We start from the raw sequence: 17,844 nt of genomic DNA, 5'->3' as shown, positions 1-17,844 counted from the left end.
GGCTCAGTGGACACTCCCAGGCCGGTCGCGGCGGGCTTAGCGTCGAGGGCATGACGATTTCGACGTTCAGGCTGAACAACGATGTGGTGATGCCGTCGGTCGGGTTCGGCGTTTTCCAGTCGGCGCCGGAGGAGACGACCGCGGCCGTCGAGGAGGCGTTGCGGGTCGGTTACCGGCACGTCGACACCGCTGCGGCGTACGGCAACGAGCGCGAGGTCGGTGAGGCGGTTCGTCGTTCGGGTCTCTCCCGCGACGAGGTGTTCCTGGAGACCAAGGTCTGGATCACCGATTACGGTTACGACGCGGCGTTGCACGCCTTCGACAAGGCGATCGACAAGCTCGGTGTCGAGCAGCTGGACCTGCTGATCCTGCACCAGGCGTTGCCCGGTGAGTTCGACCTGACGATCCAGGCCTACCGGGCGCTGGAGAAGCTCCACGCCGACGGCAAGGTCCGGGCGATCGGCGTCTCGAACTTCATGCCCGGACACCTGGACCGGCTGCTGAGCGAGACCAGCGTGGTGCCTGCGGTGAACCAGATCGAGGTGCACCCGTACTTCCGCCAGTCCGAGCTGCTGGCTTACGACGCCGAACGGGGCATCCTCAACCAGGCTTGGTCCCCGATCGGCGGGATCACCTTCTACCGCGACGGTTCCCATGGGTCCACGTTGGAGGATCCGGTGATCGGCGAGATCGCCGAGGGGCACGGCAAGACCCCGGCGCAGGTGATGCTGCGCTGGCACCTGCAGCAGGGCCGCCAGGTGATTCCGAAGTCGGTCACGCCAGCGCGCATCGCGGAGAACTTCCAGGTCTTCGACTTCGAGCTCACGGCTGAACAACTCGCCGCGATCGACGGTATGGACACCGGAATCCGGGGTGGACCGGAGCCGGAGGAGATCACCCGCGAGAAATTCGGCATCGAGATCCCGGAAGCATGAGGAGGAGCCGCACGATGCACAAGCGCACGCTTGGCCAGGGGCTGGAGGTCTCGGCGATCGGGCTGGGCTGCATGGGCATGTCCCAGAGCTACGGCCCCAACCCGGGTGACCGCGACGACATGATCGGGGTGATCCGCTACGCCGTCGAGGAAGCGGGCATCGACTTCTTCGACACCGCCGAGGTCTACGGGCCCTACGTCAACGAGGAGCTCGTCGGCGAGGCGCTGCGGCCGCTGCGGGACCGGGTCGTGATCGCCACCAAGTTCGGCTGGGACATCCAGGACGGGAAGATGGTCGGCACGAACTCCCGGCCCGAGCAGATCCGCCGGGTCGCCGACGAGTCGCTGGGGCGGCTGGGCATCGACGTGATCGACCTGTTCTACCAGCACCGGGTGGACCCGGACGTGCCGATCGAGGACGTCGCCGGGACGGTGGCCGAGCTGGTCGAGGCGGGGAAGGTCCGGCACTTCGGGCTGTCGGAGGCCGGTGCGGGCACGATCCGCCGCGCACACGCGGTGCACCCGGTGACGGCGGTGCAGAGCGAGTACTCGCTGTGGACCCGCGATCCCGAGCCGGAGGTGCTGCCCGCCTGCGCGGAGCTGGGCATCGGTTTCGTGCCGTTCAGCCCGCTCGGCAAGGGCTTCCTGACCGGCACGGTCAGCACCTCGGAGTTCGCCGAGGGCGACATCCGCAACACCATCCCGCGCTTCGACGCCGACAACCTCGACGCCAACCAGACGCTGGTCGACCAGGTCCGGAGGCTCGCCGAGGACAAGGGCGTCACCCCAGGTCAGATCGCTCTGGGTTGGTTGCTGGCTCAGCAGCCGTGGATCGTCCCGATCCCCGGTACGCGCCGGCCCGGCCGCATCGACGAGAACGCCGGTTCCACTCGGGTCGCCCTGTCGGCCGATGAGGTCGCCGACCTCGACGCCCTGGCCGCGCGGACCGGGGTCAGGGGTGACCGCTACAACCCGGTGGGCATGTCCATGGTCGGTCTCTGACCTGCGCGGGTGCGTCGAGCACCCGCTCGGCGCTCACGTGATGGTGAGGAAGCCCGTTGAAGCGCAATCGCCTTCAGCGGGCTTCCGTCGCGATCGGAAGCGGTAGCTGCCACACCATGCCTCACGGCGCCTCGTGCCGGGCAGCGCACCGGGTAATGCCAGTACCTGGCTGTGCTGCGGCGAGCGGCTTACGTTGGGTGCATGGGCAAGACCGACCACCGGACGGAGGTCCGCGAGTTCCTCAGCTCGCGGCGGGCACGCATCACACCGGAGAAAGCAGGACTCCCGGCCTACGGCGGAAATCGGCGGGTCAAGGGCCTGCGCCGCGAGGAGGTCGCCATGCTCGCGGGCATCTCGGTGGACTACTACGTCCGGATGGAGCGCGGCAGCCTGGCCGGTGCGTCCGAGAGCGTGCTGGACAACGTGGCACGGGCGCTTCAGCTGGACGAAGCAGAGCGAGAGCACCTGTTCGCCTTGGCTCGTGCGGCGGGGCCTGGTCGTCGTCGGCGCACCAGCGTGCCGACCAGCGTGCGTGCGACCGTGCAGCAGGTCCTCGATGCGATCAGTGACGCTCCGGCGTGGGTGCGCAACGACCGCCACGACGTGGTGGCGATGAACGACCTCGCTCGTGCGCTGTACGCGCCGGTGCTGGCCGATCCCCGGCGGCCGGCGAACACCACGCGGTTCGTCTACCTCGATCCGGCCGCCCGGGACTTTTTCGTGGACTTCGACAAGATCGCCAACGACGCCGCGGCGATGCTGCGCTTGCAGGCGGGTCGCAATCCCCACGACCGCGCGCTGATCGAGTTGGTGGGGGAGTTGTCGACGCAGAGCGAGCTGTTCCGCGAGCGGTGGGCCTCGCACGACGTGCAGCTGCACCGCAGCGGCCGCAAGCGCCTGCGCCATCCGGTGGTGGGTCAGCTCGACCTGGACTACGAGTCGATGGAACTGCCCTCGGAACCGGGTCTGACGCTCAACATCTACACGGCACCGGCCGACAGCCCGACCGCGGATGCGTTGAAGCTGCTCGCCAGCTGGGCCGCCACCCAGGACCACGCCGACCTCGACCCAGCCGAAACCGACAAGAGCTGACGGGAGCGCCGAGCGGCCGAACGTCGAATCGTCACCTGGGTGGGGACTCCTGTGCGCTTGTCACCGTGGGCGGGCTACTGCGGCGTAGCAGGCGGAGCGTTCCGGGTGGTCGCCCGGCGGGGTCTCGGGGCGCCACTCGACGGTGTAGACGACGCCCGGGTCGATGAGGTCGAAGTCGGCGAGCAGGCTCTCGATCTCGGTTCTGCTGCGGAGCGTCATCGGGTTCCGGCTGTCGTCGAAGAACGGGGCCGCGGCTCGCATCTCGGGCAGGTCGCTGGTGAGGTGCGAGGCGATCAGGTACGAGCCGGGTGCCATGGGGGCCTGGTAGTCGCGCAGGAGGCGTTGGGGTGCGGCCGCGTCGTTGACGTAGTGGAGCATGCCGACCATCAGCAGGGCCGTGGGCTGCTGGAAGTCGATGAGCCGCAGCGTGTCCGGGTGTTCGAGGATCTTGTGCGGTGCGCGGATGTCCTCGCTGAGGATGACGACGCGCGGGTTGGCGGTGAGCATGCTGCGGGCGTGCGCCACGGCGACGGGATCGTGGTCGACGTAGACGACGCGGGATTCGGGATCGACCTCCTGGACGACCTCGTGCACGTTGCCGACCGTGGGGATTCCGGAGCCGAGGTCCAGGAACTGCCGGATGCCCTGGTCGAGGCAGAACCGCAGCGCGCGGTGCAGGAACGCGCGGTTGGCCCTGGCCGCGTCGCTGAGGTACGGGAAGACTTCGAGCGCAGCGCTCTGGGCCCGTCGGTCGGATTCGAAGTTGTGCGCTCCGCCGAGGGCGTAGTCGTAGATCCGCGCCACGCTCGGCTGGTTCCAGTCGATCTGCGAAGGAACCCAACTCGGAACTTCCTCCACCGCGTCTCTCCTCGATCGGTTCCCAGCGGGGAGCGGAGTATGCCACGTCGGTGACCGAGGCATCCAGGGTTACCGGATCGATCGTGCGCGTCGGCGCTCGGTCGTCGAGGCCAGGGCCGCTGCGGTGGTCAGTGCGATGGCGAGCGCGAGGGGCAGGTGGACGGCGGGGCCGATGATGGTCCCGGCGAGCGCTGTGCCCGCGGAGCCGGCGGTGATCTTGAGCGCGCCGGTCCAGACGAAGACCTGACCGCGCATTTCGGGAGGGGCGTACTCGTTGCGGGCTGCGAGGGTCGAGGCGAAGAAGTAGCCGTTGGCGATGCCGGCGGTCGCGTAGGCGGCGGTGGCGAGGCTGAAGGAGGGGGCGAGGACGACCGCGACGAGGGTGACGGCCACGACGGCGGCCAGCCGTGTCATGAGCCGGTCGGCGTTGCCTTCGAGCGGGCGGGCCATGACTCCGATGGATCCGGCGAGGTTGCCCAGACCGTAGGCGGCGGTGAGCATTCCGGCGGCTGCGGCGTCGGTGCCGAGCAGACCCGTGCTCGCGACCGCGGTGATCGGCAGGGCGGCCACGCTGAACGCGACGATCATGGTCAGGTAGAGCGTCCGGCGCAGCGGGCCGGTGGACAGCATCACCGCGAGCGTGCGCGCCGGACGCGGCACGTCGCGGGCGTCGGCCGCCGGTGGTGAGGGCGGCAGCAGCATCACGAAAGCCGCGGCGAGGCAGGTGCCCGCGGCCAGCACGAGAGCTGCGGTCAGCGGTGAGGCCCAGGCGGAGACCGCTGCCACGACGCTCGGCCCGACCGTGCCGCCGATGCCGTAGGTGGCGACGTCCCATCCTTGCGCCCGGCGCTGGCTGGTGCGGCTGGGACCGGCGATGGCGGGCAACCGGCTGCTGATGCCTCCGGTCAGCAGCGGGCCGAGCAGACCGGAGGCGATGAGCAGCACCGCGGGCACGAGCGCGTGCGCCACGGGGTAGAGCAGGACGGCCGCGGCGAGCGTGGCGCCGTGGACCACGCTCGCCAGCGCGATCACGCGGCGTCCGTCTCGTGCCGTGTCGAGGCTGCGGGCCACGAAGGGGCCGAGCAGGTGCGGTGCGGTGATGCAGGCGCCGAGCGCACCGGCCAGCCAGCCCGGATCTCCGCTGGTGGTGACGAGCAGGACGATGGCCACGACCGCGCCACCGTCGGCCGTGCGCGCCAGGGTCGCGGCCAGGACGTACCGCAGCAGGGCGCCGCTGCGGGTTCGCGTGGTCGTGCTCTCCTCGGTCATCACCTCCCGAACCACCCTCAGCGAAGTTCGAGTCGCTGGACGACTCGGGCGACCGCGGCGCGATCGTCGTCGGGCAGTTCGCGCAGCGGTCGCGGCAGGTTGGGATGGTCCACGAGACCGAGGATTTCGGCGATCGCGGAGACCACGCGGAGGCTGCCGTGGCGGCCGAACAGCTCCCACAGCGGTTGCAGCCGTTGGGACTCCGCGGCGGCCGAGGCCGCGTCACCGGCCTCGGCCGCGCGGGTGATCGCCAGGGCGGGTTCGGGCAGAGTCCCGGCCACGACGGAGTACCAGGCGTGGCACCCGGCGTTGAGACCGGTTGCGGCCAGCGGATCCCCGCTGACACCGACCGTCACCGACGGCAGCGACGTGCGGAGCGCGGAGACGCGTTGCTCGGCTGCTCCGGGGTCGGTGGGCACCCCGGGGATCTTGATGGAGGCGACGTGGGGGAGCTCGGCGATGCGGGCGTAGAGGGCGTCGGTGAAGGTGAAGTGCGTGGTCCCGGGGTTGTCGTAGACCACCAGCGGAACCGAGAGCTCGGCGGTGACGTCCTCGTAGAGGCCGAACACCTCGTCCTCGGTGAGCGCTTGGTAGGACACCGGCGCCAGCAGCACGCCCGAAGCGCCCGCCTCTTGGGCGTCCTCGGCGAGTTCGAGGACGTCGCGGGTGCGCAGCGAGCCGATGCCGACGATCACCGGGGTCGTTCCCGCGTGGTCGACGGCCAGTCGCGCCGCGCGGGCGCGCTCGGCGCGGTCCAGGTACGGGTACGAGCCGGTCGAGCCGAGCGCGGTGATCGAATCGACGCGCGCAGCGGCGAGCCGCTCGACGAGCCCGGCGAACGACTCCTCGTCGATGCCGCGCTCGGTGATGGGCGTGAGCGGGAACGCGCTGAGGCCGGTGAACATGAATCCTCCCGAAGGTCAGGCCGGCAGCGCGGTGGGGAGCGCTGCGCGAAGCAGGTGTCGGTGGCGTAGGACGGGAGCGTGCTCGTCCGGAGCGGACATTCAGGTTCCCTTCTTCGAGTGCAGGACCGCGGCGAGGTCGGCGGCGAACGCCTGAGCCTGCTGCGGGCTGATGTTCGCGGTGGTCACCCGCAGCGCTCCCGCGCCGCGCTCGGTGACCGAGAAGTCGGAACCGCCGCGCACCGCCCAGCCGCGGGCGGCCAGCGCGTCGATCAGCCGCTTTTCCCGTCGCCCCACCGGAATCCAGGCGTTGAGCCCGTCGCGGTCCGGTGGCAGGTGGATGCCGTAATCGTGCAGCGCACCGGTCAGCGAGCGCAGGCGCTGGGCGTAGGTGTCGCGGGCGTGCCGCAGCAGCCGCGCGGTCTCCTCGTCGTGCAGCATCGTCGCCACGATGTGCTGCAGGGCGTGGCTGATCCAGCCCGCCGTCGAGCTCAGCCGTGCGCTCAACTGGGCCGTGCTGTCCTCATCGGACAGCACGAACGCCAGTCGCAGGTCTGGTCCGAGGAACTTCGACATCGACCGCACCAGCGCCCAGCGCGGCGCGCTCGCCGGGGTGATGCGGTGGTAGGGCCGGGCCGAGATCGCCGAGAAGTGGTCGTCTTCGATGACCAGCACCTCCGGGTGCCGGGACAGCAGTTCTCGCAGCTCCTCGGCGCGTTCGCCGGTGAGGCTCGCGCCGGTCGGGTTGTGCGCCCGCGGTGTGCACACGACCGCCCGAACGCCGACCTCCAGCGCACGGGACAGCCCCTCCGGCGTCATCCCGTCCGCGTCCACGGCCACCGGCACGCTCCGGTAGCCGTTCAGCCGCATCGTGCCGATGCTCGACAGGAAGCACGGATCCTCGACCGCCACCGCATCACCGCGGGTGAGGTGCGCGCCGAGCAGGCGCTCCACCGCATCGGCCGCGCCGTGGGTGAGCACGAGCCCGCGCGGAACGGCCCCGACCTCGGGGGCCATCTCGGAGTCGGCCCACGCCGCCAGGCGCTCGTTGATCGGCGGATGTCCGTACAACGCCGGCACGTACCCGGACCCGAAGGCCGTCCGGGGATCGGGCAGCAGCTCGATCCCCGGGTTGCCGTCGGAGAGGTTGACCAGCTCACGAGCGGCGCCGCGCCCCTCGCCGTCCAGCGCGGGAACTCCGAGCACGACGGTTCCCCCGCGACGCCGCGTCTCGACCAGCCCCGCCGCGGCCAGCTGCGCGTAGGCGGCCGCGACCGTGTTGCGGTTGACCCCCAGGTCGGCGGCGAGCCCGCGGATCGGCGGCAGTGCGGCACCTTTCGCCAGACCGCCGGAGTTGATCAGCCTGCGGATCGACTCGACGATCTCCGCAGCGCTGGACCCGGCGATCGCCTCGGGATGCTCTCTGCGCGCCACTCCGACGACGTTAAATGTCCTAGGACATAAAATCGATTGCGAGTGGTATGGCTCACGGAAGGTCTCTCCTCGGTCCAATTTGCCACAGCTGTCGCTTCAGTGATGAATGAAATCAATCATGGTCAGGCGGGTTCGCCGCGCCACCGGCCGGGGCGCGGAAGGTGGTTCCCGCGCCCCGGCCGGTGTTCGTGATGTCAGCGCGCGATCAAGCGGGCTGGGGCGGTGGAGGCGTGGTGGAGCGCCCATTCGAGGGGGCCGCGGTGCAGCAGCGCCCGCCAGGCGGTCGTGATCAGCACGGTCGCGGCGACCAGCGCCAGCCAGGGGGCGTAGGGGTTCTCGACGCTCATTCGTCCCAGCTGTTCGGCTCCGAACGCCTTCAGGGCGAGCAGGTGCCCGGCGTAGGCGGTCAGCGCGAGCGCCCCGACCGAGGAGATCGGCAGCAGCAACCCGCGCAGTCGCTGACCGAACAGGCACAGCCCGATCACCGCGATGGCCACGCCACCGGCACCGATGATCTCGAACGGGGTGCCGCTGTGCGCGGAGGCGGTGAGCAACCAGACGGCGGACGTGGTCGGCGCCGTCCCCAGGCTGGACGACATGACCGCGTCGAGGATCTCCGGCGGGAGCCCGTCAGGAAGCGTCGACAGCAGCCTCTCCTCACCACCGAAGAGGTTCATCGCTACCCACGAGCCGCCGTAGCCGAGCACCCCCAGGCCCACGCCCGAGGCGATCAGCTTGCCGCGCACCGCGAGGAGGTCGAGCTTGCCCAACGTCATGCCGATGAGCAGGAACGGCAGCCAGGTCAGCACCGGGTACGCACCGGTGAGCAGCAGGCCGTGGACGACGGTCCACAGTCCTTCCGCCGAACCGAAGTCGCCGAAGCTCGGGGCGTATCCGAGCTGGTTGGTGTCGATCCCGCTCCGCAGCGCGAACGACAGCAGCGGTGCGCCGATCGCCAGCACCGCGGCCAGGATCGCCAGGGCACCGGCGCGCAGCCGCAGCAGCGGGATCGAGAGCAGGAACAGCACCCCGTAGAACGCCAGGATCACCATCGCGGGCACCTGAAGCGTGGTCAGGGCGACGCCGAGCAGGAACAGCAGGACCGCGCGGACGGCGATGCGCACCCTGGCACCGCGCATCCGGGACCCGTCGAAGGGCTGAGATCCGCCGCTGAGCAGCGAGATCGACACCCCGGCGAGCACCGCGAACAGTGCCGCCGCGCGGCCGGCCGCGAGTGCGGACGGCCAGGCGGTGGGTGGCATGACGTGCGCGGCGAACATGCCGAACACCGCGAGCCCCCGCGCCACGTCCAGGCCGACCAGCCTGACCTGGTGCGCCCGCTTCGGAGGGTCGTGTTCGCTGGTGATGATCTGCGTCGTCGAATTCACGTGCAAGACAGTCGCAGTCGCGGTCGGGTCCGCGGATCGGCCGCGAGGCCCGATCAACTAGCACTTTGGGACAGCTCCGCACTACTACTCCTGGACGACGCAGGAGCGGCGACTCAGCCAACGGCGTCTCATGTGGACAGAAGTCTGTCAGCTCGGGAGCAGGTGGCCTCCTTCGCTCTCCCAAACTGCTTCCGACGACTCTTCCGACGAGGTCGGATCATCGGCCAGCAGCTCGGCGGGGGAGGCGATGCTGTTGCGCTCGGCCGCCCTCGCCAGGGCCGCGTTCCCGCGGGGTTCGGTCGTGTCGGCGGGATGAGCAGCAGGACCAGGTGGTGCCCGCTCGGGTCCGTCAGGCTGACCGTGCGCCGGTCGAGCGTGCGGAAGCCTTCGAGGCGCACCTGGTGTCCCTGGACGCGGAGCTTCCTGGGGGCCGGGTTCCACGCGGTCAGGTTGTAGGCGAGCCGGGTCATCGGTCCCGAGGTGGCGGTGAGCGCGGTGAGCAGCGACGTGAACTCCGTCGCCGGGTCCGTCGAACGTGGCCACCAGGCGCCGTCGACGAATCCCCGCGAGCCGGTCGCGGGCTTGAGGGTGAGGCGTGCGGCGCTTCCCGGACGCTGGTCGGGTCCCATGGCGGAACTCCTTCCCGGTCGGTCGACGACCGGTGCTGACCCCCGGGACTGCGGGCTGGAGCGCTCACGTTGCCGAGAACCTCGTTGATCTCAGCCTACGCCGGAAGTCCTTGATCAGGGCGTGGGCGGCTTCGATGCCCGGCTCGACGGGTGCGCCGTGGCAGGACTGATGTCCCTTCCGGCTGACGGGCCCGCCGCTAGGCTGGCCACATGGCTGAACGCCTGGTCACGGACCGGTTGATCCTGCGGAGCTGGGAGATGGAGGACGTGCCCGCGGCCTTCGAGGTCCTCGGGCACGCCGATGTCGCCCGCTGGCTGAGCCCGATCATGGACCGGGTCCCGGACCTGGCGGCGATGCGGGTGCTGCTGCGGCAGTGGATCGTCGAGGACCTGCGGGCCGAACCTCCCACCGGGCGGTGGTGCGTTGAGCGACGCGAGGATTCCGCGGTGATCGGTGGTGGGACGCTGCTGCCGCTGCCGCCGGGCGGCGAGGACCTCGAAATCGGGTGGCAGCTGCATCCCGAGGCGTGGGGGCAGGGCTACGCCAGCGAGGCGACCTACGCGATGGCGCGGTGGGCGTTCAGCAACGACGCCGATGAGCTCTACGCCGTCGTGCGGCCGGAGAACACCCGTGCGGTGTCGACGATCCGCCGCAACGGCATGGAGTGGGTGGGCGAGACCGGCAAGTACTTCGGGCAGCCGATGCAGCTGTACCGGCTGCGGCCCGCTGAACTCGGCAAGATGGGACCGGGTGCGCTTCCACCGGGTTTCGAACCCGAATGAGCGGAGTAGCATTGGCCTAGCTGGTTGAGCAGAAGGCTCACCGTTTCAGGCGACGCGGTGTCGGTGTTTTCGCGGTTGCTCCCCTCGTCGATTCGCCTCCACGATCACGCCTGCCTGCCGGTTCCGCGAACTCCGGGAGCAGCACATGACCGCAGCACGAACCCGCGTCCAGGACGCAGCGCTGGTCACCTTCGACGAACGACGCACTGCACCGGCCACCGAGGTGTCCGGACCACCTGGACTGCGCGTGCAGCTAGCCCGCCCGCGTGCCGATCTGACCGTGCTGACCGCAGCGGGCGACATCGATTCCAGCAACGTCGCCGAGCTGGCGGGTCTGCTCTGGCCCGCGCTGCTCGTCGAGCACACCTCGATCGTCCTCGACTTCACGGCGGTCACCTTCCTCGGCGTCGCCGGGCTGGAGTTGCTCTCCGCGGCGAACACCTACGCCCCGCATCGAGGGTTGCGGATCGTCCTCATCGCCGGTCAACCGGCGGTCGAGCGCGCCGTGCGCGCCGGCAGCCCCGAGCTCGCCCTGGACCGGGCACCTCACCTGGCGGCCTGCACCGCGATCACGTCGCCGGCGCGGATGCTCACCGCCTAGCCGGGCCCGGTGACGCGGGCAACACGCCCGGACGTGGGGAAATACGTGAACTGCCTGGTCAGGAGCGTCCTGCCTGGATGGCAACACGAGGCGTGGTGATGCGAGGGAGCATCGCGTTGGACGGATAGAGTTCTCCTCCGTCCAGTCCTCGAATCACAGCCGGAGACGCCCGCGTGTCTGATCAGTTCGTTCACCTGCACGTGCACACCGAGTTCTCGATGCTCGACGGTGCTGCCAAGCACGATGCGCTGTTCGCCGAGGTCGCTCGGCTCGAACAGCCCGCGGTGGCGATGACCGACCACGGCAACATGTACGGCGCGCACTCCTTCTACAACAAGGCCGTCAAGTCCGGGGTGACGCCGATCATCGGCATCGAGGCCTACATCGCTCCGGAGAGCCGGTTCCACAAGAAGCCGGTGTTCTGGGGCGCGCGTGCGCGCACCGGGAAGAAGGAGGTCGACGAGTACGGCGAGAGCGGCGACGTCTCCGGCGCCGGTGCCTACACGCACATGACGATGCTCGCTCAGAACTCCACCGGCCTGCGCAACCTGTTCCGGCTGTCGTCGCTGGCCAGCATGGACGGGTTCTTCCGCAAGCCGCGCATGGACAAGGAGCTGATCGCCGAGCACGCCGAGGGCATCATCGCCACCTCCGGGTGCCTGGCGGGGGAGATCCTCACCCGGCTGCGGCTGGGTCAGAAGCAGGAGGCGCTGCAGGCCGCCTCGGACTACAAGGACATCTTCGGGGCCGACCGGTTCTTCATCGAGGTCATGGACCACGGCATCCAGATGGAGCGCAACATCCGCGGTGAGCTGCTCGACATCGCCCAGCAGCTGGACCTGCGGACGGTGGCGACCAACGACAGCCACTACGTGACCTCCGATCAGGCCGGGCACCACGACGCGCTGCTGTGCCTGCAGACGCGCTCCATGATCGCCGACACCGACCGGTTCAAGTTCAACGGCGACGGCTACCACATCAAGAGCTCGGAGGAGATGCGCGAGTACTGGGACACCGAGGTCCCGGGCGCTGCCGACAGCACGCTGCTGATCACCGAGATGGTGGAGGGCTACGAGGAGGCGTTCGCCGCGCACAACCGGATGCCGCAGGCGAAGGTCGAGGCCGGCCGCACCGACGTGGAGATGCTGCGCGACGAGGTCGAGTCGTTCATCCCGAGTCGCTTCTCCGGCGACAGCTTCACCCAGGAGTACCGCGACCAGCTCGAATGGGAGCTCAAGGTCATCACCGAGAAGGGGTACAGCTCCTACTTCCTGGTGGTCGGCGACATGATCCGGTGGGCCAAGAACAACGGGATCCGGGTGGGGCCGGGCCGTGGTTCGGCTGCGGGCGCGCTGCTGTCGTACGTGCTGCACATCATCGACATCGATCCGCTCCAGCACGGGCTGCTGTTCGAGCGGTTCCTCAACCCCGAGCGCGACTCGCCGCCCGACATCGACATCGACTTCGACGAGCGTCAGCGCGAGCGGGTCATCCAGTACGCCAAGGAGAAGTACGGCGAGGAGTTCTTCGCCAAGGTCATCACCTACGGCACGATTAAGACCAAGGCCGCGTTCAAGGACGCCGCCCGGGTGCACATGGGGCAGGCGGGTTTCCAGCTGGCCGACCAGTTCTCCAAGGCGCTGCCCGCGCCGATCGCGGCCAAGGACATCCCGCTGTCGGGCATCGTTGACCCCGACCACGAGCGCTACCCGGAAGCCGCCGAGGTCCGCTCCCTGATCGAGACCGATCCGCAGATCGGCAAGATCTTCGACACCGCCCGCGGACTGGAGGGCCTGATCCGCAACGCGGGCGTGCACGCCTGCGCGCACATCATCTCGCGGGAGCCGCTGCTCGACGTGCTGCCGCTGTGGAAGCGCGACGACGGCGAGATCATCACCGGCTGGGACGGCCCGCAGTGCGAAGACGTCGGCCTGCTCAAGATCGATATTCTGGGCCTGGTCAACATGACCACGATCGACGACACCGTGCGGATGGTGAAGAACAACCACGCCGTCGAGGTCGAACCCCTCGACATCCCGCTGGATGACGACGCGACCTACGAGATGCTCGGGCGGGGCGAGAGCCTGGGAGTGTTCCAGCTCGAAGGTGGCGGCATGCAGTCGCTGCTCAAGCGCATGCAGCCCACCCGGTTCGGCGACATCGTCGCGTGCGTGGCGCTGTACCGGCCGGGTCCGATGGACGTCAACGCGCACCTGGACTACGCCGACCGCAAGAACGGCAAGAAGCCGGTCGAGCCGATCCACCCGGAGCTCGACGAGCCGCTGAAGGACATCCTGGGCGAGACCTACGGTCTGATCGTCTACCAGGAGCAGATCATGGCGATCGCCCAGAAGGTCGCCGGGTACACCCTCGGACAAGCCGACCTGCTCCGACGCGCGATGGGCAAGAAGAAGAAGGAGGTGATGGACGAGCAGTTCGCCCGGTTCGAGGCCGGCATGAAGGAGCGCGGCTACTCCAAGGCCGCGATCGACCAGCTGTGGGCGACCGTCCTGCCCTTCGCCGGGTACGCGTTCAACAAGTCCCACGCCGCCGCCTACGGGCTGGTGACCTACTGGACCGCCTACCTCAAGGCCCACTACCCGGCCGAGTACATGGCCGCGTTGCTGACCGCCAACAGCAACAACAAGGACAAGACGGCCGTCTACCTGTCGGAGTGCCGGCGCATGAGCATCCAGGTGCTGCCGCCGGACGTGAACGAGTCCATGACCGAGCACACCGCGGTCGAGGGGCGCATCCGCTTCGGCATGGGCGCGATCCGCAACGTCGGCGCCAACGTGGTCGAATCGGTCATCGCCTCCCGCGAGGAGAAGGGGAAGTTCTCGTCGTTCTCCGACTTCCTCGACAAGATCGAGATCACCGCGTGCAACAAGCGGGTCATCGAGTCGCTGATCAAGGCCGGTGCGTTCGACTCGCTGCGCCACACCCGGATGTCGCTCAACGCCCACCACGAGGCCGGGGTCGATGCGGTGATTGGGCTCAAGCGCCAGCAGGCGATGGGGCAGTTCGACCTGTTCGGGGGCGATGACGCCGGTCCCAGCGAGGAGACCTCGCCGTTGGCGCACTTGCAGTTCACCGACGAGGAGTGGCCGCGCAAGCAGCTGCTGGCCTACGAGCGCGAGATGCTGGGGCTCTACGTCTCCGCGCACCCGCTCGACGGTGCCGAGAGGCTGCTGGCTCCGTACCAGGACACCAGCATCGCCGAGCTCGTCGGCGGCGAACGCGAGCCCAGCGGGTACGGCAGCAAGGAGCAGCAGCCCAAGATCGCCGGCATGATCTCCGGCATCCAGCGGCGGCTGAACAAGAACGGTCAGCCCTGGGCGATCGTCACGCTGGAGGACTTCGAAGCCAGCATCGAGGTGCTGTTCTTCCCGAAGTCCTACGAGATGTTCGCCGACTGCCTGGTCGAGGACAACGCGCTGGCGGTCAAGGGCCGGGTCAACGAGCGCGAGGGCGAGATCAGCGTGTTCGCCTCGGACGCCGTCCCGATCGACATCACCGCGGCCGAGACCGACCCCGGCAGCGAACCGCCCCTGGTGCTCAAGGCCGATTCCCGCAAGCTCAACGCCGAGGTGATCAGCGAGCTGAAGCAGACGTTGACCGCGCACAAGGGGACCACACCCGTGCACGTGCACCTCGGCAAGACGCGGCTGGAACTGCCGCAGTGGCCGGTCAACGTGTGCACCGAGCTGGTCTCGGAGCTCAAATCGGTGCGCGGCATCGCGGTCGAGCGCGCGGGGAGATGACCGCCGGAGGTTCTGGCCGCTCGGGACTCATCGCGTGGAATCGCCCGTCCGACGGGGACGGGCGATTCCACGCGGCGTCCTAGTCCTCGACGTAGACGAGGGCGTCGCCGACGGCTCGTTCTTCGCTGCCGCTGGGCTTGTTGGCGAGGGCGCCGTCGACCGACATGGTGGTCGAGCCGCCGCCGTCGAGGTTGACCGCGTCGGTCAGGCCCAGCGCCTGGGCGACGGCGGCGGTCTCGTCCATCGTGGTGCCGACGCTGGTTGTCTGCCTGCCGTCGATGGTGGCCAGCACGATCGTGCCGTCCGGGGTGGTTCCGGCGATGGTGCGCGGGTTGCGCGCGAAGAAGTCACCGGACCCCGGTGGCACGACCACCTCGCCGTCGGCCGTCAGCCGGTAGCGGCCGTTGACGCCGAACAGGCCCGGTCGCAGGTCGACCTGGTCGCCGTTCTCGTCGGTCAAGGTCGAGGACTTCTCGAGGCAGCCCCGCTCGGTGATCGCCAGCAGTGCTGCCGTGTCCTGCCCGGTCGCCTGCAGCGAGGTCTGGTCGGCCGCGAGCGTCGTGCCGCGAGTCGCGGAGCTGCGCACGACGCATCCGCGCTGGTCCAGCACGACTTCGGTGCCGGCCCCGGACGGGGTGGGGCCGAACTCGGGATTGAACCAGACCACGTCTCCCGGCTGGGCGCACTGCGTCTGGTCGGGCAGCTCGGCGCATTCGGACGGGACCACCGGCGGGTGGTTGAGGTGTTCCAGCGGCATGGTGGCCTCGGTCTGCCGGTTCCGCACCGACCCGGACCAGGCGGTCCGGCCCATGAGGACCTGGTCGCTGTTGCTGTCGACGATCAGATCGGCCTCGGCCTCGGCGGTGGTCGGCTCGCTGAGCAGCTTCCCGCCGTAGACGCCCAGGCCGACCGGGTCACCGGGGTACTGCGGATTCGCGGAGAAGGTGAAGAAGGAGGCGTTGACCCCGGCCACGGCGCCCGAGAGGCGCACCAGGTCGGTGGTCTTCTCGACCGGCGCGAGATCGGGACCGTAGGTCGCTTCGACGTGGCCCTGGGCCTTGGTGGGATCGATGGTGAGCACGTTGACCACCCAGGGGCCGCGGGTGGTGGTGTTGATCTGGTCCGGCGGGGCGGGCTCGGTTCCGCGGACGATCCGCGTCAGTGCGACGCCCTCGGCCAGCGCGCGCGTCGATCGCGTCTCCGCCAGATCGGGGTCGCCGAGCGGGAGCCGGTCGCTCTCGGCGTCGGCGCTGCTCGTCGGGAGGAAGGGGAGGACGGCCGCGATCGCGAGTCCCGCCGCGAGAGCGGGCGAGCGGCGCGTGCGTCGGGATGTCGGGGTCATGCGCCCAGGCTCGACGGCCCGCGGAACGTTCTCGGGTTCCTGCGGTTGGCCAGTCGGTGAAGTGTTCATGACGCGGGCGTGGCACCGCGCTCCGCCGCAGCGGATCGACGAGGGCCGGAGCCGGTGGTTGATCTGGGGCCGGTCACGAGCGGTTGACCGGGAGGTTGCGGGCGAGGACGCCGGTGAGGGCGAGTCCGGCGGCGGTGACCCAGAGGACGCCCGCCGCTCCGAGCCCGGCCGCGACCATCCCGATGGCTCCGGGGATGATGACCTGGCCCGCGCGGTTTCCGGTGAGCCGCAACGACATCGCGCGGCCGCGAGCACCCGGTGGGGCGGACTCGGCGAGCCAGGACATCGTCAGCGGCTGTCCGACGCCGAGTCCGAAACCGGCGACGGTGACCGCCAGGAGCAGCAGCCACACCGGTGCGGGGGCGGCGGTGACGCTGATGCCCGCGGCGGCGCCGAAAATGCTCAGGATCAGCAGGCGGCGGCGTCCGATCGCCTCCGAGAGCCGCCCGAGGAAGAACCGCGAGGCCATCGAGGAGGCGGCGCGCAGCACCAGCAGCGTGCCGATCAGGGATGAGGCGATCCCGCGTTCGGCTCCGAGCGCGGGCAGGTAGACCAGGGAGATGTCGACGGCGGCGAGCACCGCGCACGCCGTCAGCAGCGCTCCGGCCAGTCCCGGCAGCCGCAGCAGTTGGCGCACGCCGACGTTCTCGGTGGTGGCCGGGCCGCGTTGGGTCCGCGTGCTCTCGATGGCGAAGGTCAGGGCGACCAGCGCGATCGCGACGGCGATGCCCGCCTGGAAGATCGGTGCGGTGTCCGGAATCGCCTTCGTCCCGCCGAAGGCCACGATCATCAGCGGTCCGGCGGCCTGGCCGAGCGAGGCGGCGAAGGTGTAGTAGCCGAACGCGGAGTCCATCCGGCCCGAGGTGGTGCTGTTGGCCACCAGCGCCTGCTGCCCGACGATCGCGCCCAGGTGCGCGGTGCCGAGCACGACGCTGCCGGCGATGAGGCCGGGCACGGTGTGGCCGAGCGCGAGCAGCAACGTGCCTGCGGCGCACATCAGCAGGCTGCCGGCCAGCATCACCCGTCGTTCGCCGAGCCGGTCGACGATGTGCCCGGCCGGCAGCGCCAGCACCAGCGGGACGAGTGCGAAGCTGCCGGAGAGCACGCCGAGCCACGAGGCCGGAACGCCGAGTTCGAGCGCCCGGTAGGTGGTGGCGGGACGCAGGACGAAGGTGATGAGCTGGGTGAGGGCGGCGTGGCCGAGCAGCGCCCAGACCTGCCGGTTCGCGTTGATCATCGGTGCAGGCGGCGGCCGGCTCGGGCCGCGGGTCTGGTGTCAAGGTGCTCGCTCATCGCTGCGGTTCCCTCGGCACAACAGCCATCGAAGCCCCGCGCGGCCGCAGCGCCGTTCGGGTGGTTGACAAGCATCGCGGAGACTGGTCCTGCGATGCGCGCGAGCATCATCGCAGGAATGCTACCTCGACCACGGGGCGAGCTGTCCTCGGCGGTGCGCACGCCGTGTCGTCCGCGATACGAGAACTCAGCGCACGTCGGAACTTCCACACCCGCGGCACCGACCGACGAGGAGGGCGGTGCGAGTTCAGCCCCACACCTGAAAACTGCGGCTCCGCCGCGTTCTTCAACCACGACCAGGAGCCGGGCTGGTCGAGAAAGCCGGTGGCCGGGCGGCGAAGGCCGCCCGGCCACCCCCGGTGGCGGGGTCAGTCTCCTGTGTGGAGGTTCTTGGAGATGAGGTCCATGACGGAGGAGTCGGCGAGGGTGGAGACGTCGCCGACTTCGCGGTTTTCGGCGACGTCGCGCAGCAGGCGGCGCATGA

The 17,844-nt window shown here is 69.7% G+C and carries 14 protein-coding genes; 6 read left to right on the top strand and 8 right to left on the bottom strand.

Annotated elements, in window-relative coordinates; genetic code table 11:
- The first annotated feature begins 50 nt into the window (after positions 1-50).
- From AB0J78_RS06185 to AB0J78_RS06175, 3 genes are all read left to right on the top strand, one after another.
- A complete protein-coding gene (locus AB0J78_RS06185) occupies positions 51-935 on the top strand; it encodes an aldo/keto reductase (protein ID WP_363787566.1) in 885 nt (294 codons plus the stop codon).
- Between the two features lie 14 nt (positions 936-949).
- On the top strand, positions 950-1,936 hold the full coding sequence (locus tag AB0J78_RS06180) for an aldo/keto reductase (RefSeq protein ID WP_363787565.1): 987 nt from the start codon (positions 950-952) through the stop codon (positions 1,934-1,936).
- Positions 1,937-2,110: 174 nt separating this feature from the next.
- Positions 2,111-3,028, top strand: a complete 918-nt coding sequence (locus tag AB0J78_RS06175; protein WP_363788130.1) for a helix-turn-helix transcriptional regulator — start codon at positions 2,111-2,113, stop codon at positions 3,026-3,028.
- Positions 3,029-3,088: 60 nt separating this feature from the next.
- Here the strand turns inward: AB0J78_RS06175 and AB0J78_RS06170 are convergent, their stop codons facing one another.
- The 6 genes from AB0J78_RS06170 to AB0J78_RS06145 all read right to left on the bottom strand — a co-directional run bounded on the left by AB0J78_RS06170 (position 3,089) and on the right by AB0J78_RS06145 (position 9,508).
- A complete protein-coding gene (locus tag AB0J78_RS06170; protein ID WP_363787564.1) occupies positions 3,089-3,886 on the bottom strand; it encodes an SAM-dependent methyltransferase in 798 nt (265 codons plus the stop codon).
- Positions 3,887-3,955: 69 nt separating this feature from the next.
- On the bottom strand, positions 3,956-5,155 hold the full coding sequence (locus tag AB0J78_RS06165) for an MFS transporter (protein ID WP_363787563.1): 1,200 nt from the start codon (positions 5,153-5,155) through the stop codon (positions 3,956-3,958).
- Between the two features lie 17 nt (positions 5,156-5,172).
- A complete protein-coding gene (locus AB0J78_RS06160; protein WP_363787562.1) occupies positions 5,173-6,060 on the bottom strand; it encodes a dihydrodipicolinate synthase family protein in 888 nt (295 codons plus the stop codon).
- Between the two features lie 99 nt (positions 6,061-6,159).
- Positions 6,160-7,491: an aminotransferase class I/II-fold pyridoxal phosphate-dependent enzyme gene (locus AB0J78_RS06155; protein ID WP_363787561.1), complete on the bottom strand. Its 1,332-nt coding sequence runs from the start codon at positions 7,489-7,491 to the stop codon at positions 6,160-6,162.
- Positions 7,492-7,685: 194 nt separating this feature from the next.
- Entirely contained in the window at positions 7,686-8,879 is a 1,194-nt protein-coding gene (locus tag AB0J78_RS06150; RefSeq protein WP_363787560.1) for a DUF418 domain-containing protein, read from the bottom strand.
- A gap of 128 nt (positions 8,880-9,007) precedes the next feature.
- A complete protein-coding gene (locus tag AB0J78_RS06145; protein WP_363787558.1) occupies positions 9,008-9,508 on the bottom strand; it encodes a DUF5994 family protein in 501 nt (166 codons plus the stop codon).
- A gap of 210 nt (positions 9,509-9,718) precedes the next feature.
- Between AB0J78_RS06145 and AB0J78_RS06140 the strand changes: the two genes are divergently transcribed.
- The 3 genes from AB0J78_RS06140 to dnaE all read left to right on the top strand — a co-directional run bounded on the left by AB0J78_RS06140 (position 9,719) and on the right by dnaE (position 14,656).
- Positions 9,719-10,291 (top strand): GNAT family N-acetyltransferase, encoded by a 573-nt coding sequence (locus tag AB0J78_RS06140; protein ID WP_363787557.1) that lies wholly within the window; start codon positions 9,719-9,721, stop codon positions 10,289-10,291.
- A 145-nt stretch (positions 10,292-10,436) separates the two neighbouring features.
- Positions 10,437-10,892, top strand: a complete 456-nt coding sequence (locus tag AB0J78_RS06135) for an STAS domain-containing protein (RefSeq protein WP_363787555.1) — start codon at positions 10,437-10,439, stop codon at positions 10,890-10,892.
- A gap of 173 nt (positions 10,893-11,065) precedes the next feature.
- On the top strand, positions 11,066-14,656 hold the full coding sequence (gene dnaE / locus AB0J78_RS06130; protein WP_363787553.1) for a DNA polymerase III subunit alpha: 3,591 nt from the start codon (positions 11,066-11,068) through the stop codon (positions 14,654-14,656).
- Between the two features lie 79 nt (positions 14,657-14,735).
- On the opposite strand, the gene AB0J78_RS06125 is transcribed toward dnaE, so the two are convergent.
- Together AB0J78_RS06125 and AB0J78_RS06120 are read right to left on the bottom strand one after the other, a co-directional pair.
- On the bottom strand, positions 14,736-15,998 hold the full coding sequence (locus tag AB0J78_RS06125) for a phosphodiester glycosidase family protein (RefSeq protein WP_363787552.1): 1,263 nt from the start codon (positions 15,996-15,998) through the stop codon (positions 14,736-14,738).
- Between the two features lie 142 nt (positions 15,999-16,140).
- Complete coding sequence (locus AB0J78_RS06120) at positions 16,141-17,304, bottom strand: MFS transporter (protein WP_363787551.1); 1,164 nt, start codon at positions 17,302-17,304, stop codon at positions 16,141-16,143.
- Positions 17,305-17,844: the final 540 nt, after the last annotated feature.

Source organism: Saccharopolyspora sp. NPDC049426 (genome assembly GCF_040676935.1).
GTDB lineage: Bacteria > Actinomycetota > Actinomycetes > Mycobacteriales > Pseudonocardiaceae > Saccharopolyspora.
This window is presented reverse-complemented; position numbering and strand designations above follow the sequence as displayed.

What these genes read in the sequence shown, in the direction of transcription:
- AB0J78_RS06140 (WP_363787557.1), top strand. Translation starts at nt 9,719, where the DNA reads ATGGCTGAACGCCTGGTCACGGACCGGTTGATCCTGCGGAGCTGGGAG.
- AB0J78_RS06135 (WP_363787555.1), top strand. Translation starts at nt 10,437, where the DNA reads ATGACCGCAGCACGAACCCGCGTCCAGGACGCAGCGCTGGTCACCTTC.
- AB0J78_RS06120 (WP_363787551.1), bottom strand. Translation starts at nt 17,304, where the DNA reads ATGATCAACGCGAACCGGCAGGTCTGGGCGCTGCTCGGCCACGCCGCC.
- AB0J78_RS06180 (WP_363787565.1), top strand. Translation starts at nt 950, where the DNA reads ATGCACAAGCGCACGCTTGGCCAGGGGCTGGAGGTCTCGGCGATCGGG.
- AB0J78_RS06160 (WP_363787562.1), bottom strand. Translation starts at nt 6,060, where the DNA reads ATGTTCACCGGCCTCAGCGCGTTCCCGCTCACGCCCATCACCGAGCGC.
- AB0J78_RS06125 (WP_363787552.1), bottom strand. Translation starts at nt 15,998, where the DNA reads ATGACCCCGACATCCCGACGCACGCGCCGCTCGCCCGCTCTCGCGGCG.
- AB0J78_RS06165 (WP_363787563.1), bottom strand. Translation starts at nt 5,155, where the DNA reads ATGACCGAGGAGAGCACGACCACGCGAACCCGCAGCGGCGCCCTGCTG.
- AB0J78_RS06145 (WP_363787558.1), bottom strand. Translation starts at nt 9,508, where the DNA reads ATGGGACCCGACCAGCGTCCGGGAAGCGCCGCACGCCTCACCCTCAAG.
- AB0J78_RS06185 (WP_363787566.1), top strand. Translation starts at nt 51, where the DNA reads ATGACGATTTCGACGTTCAGGCTGAACAACGATGTGGTGATGCCGTCG.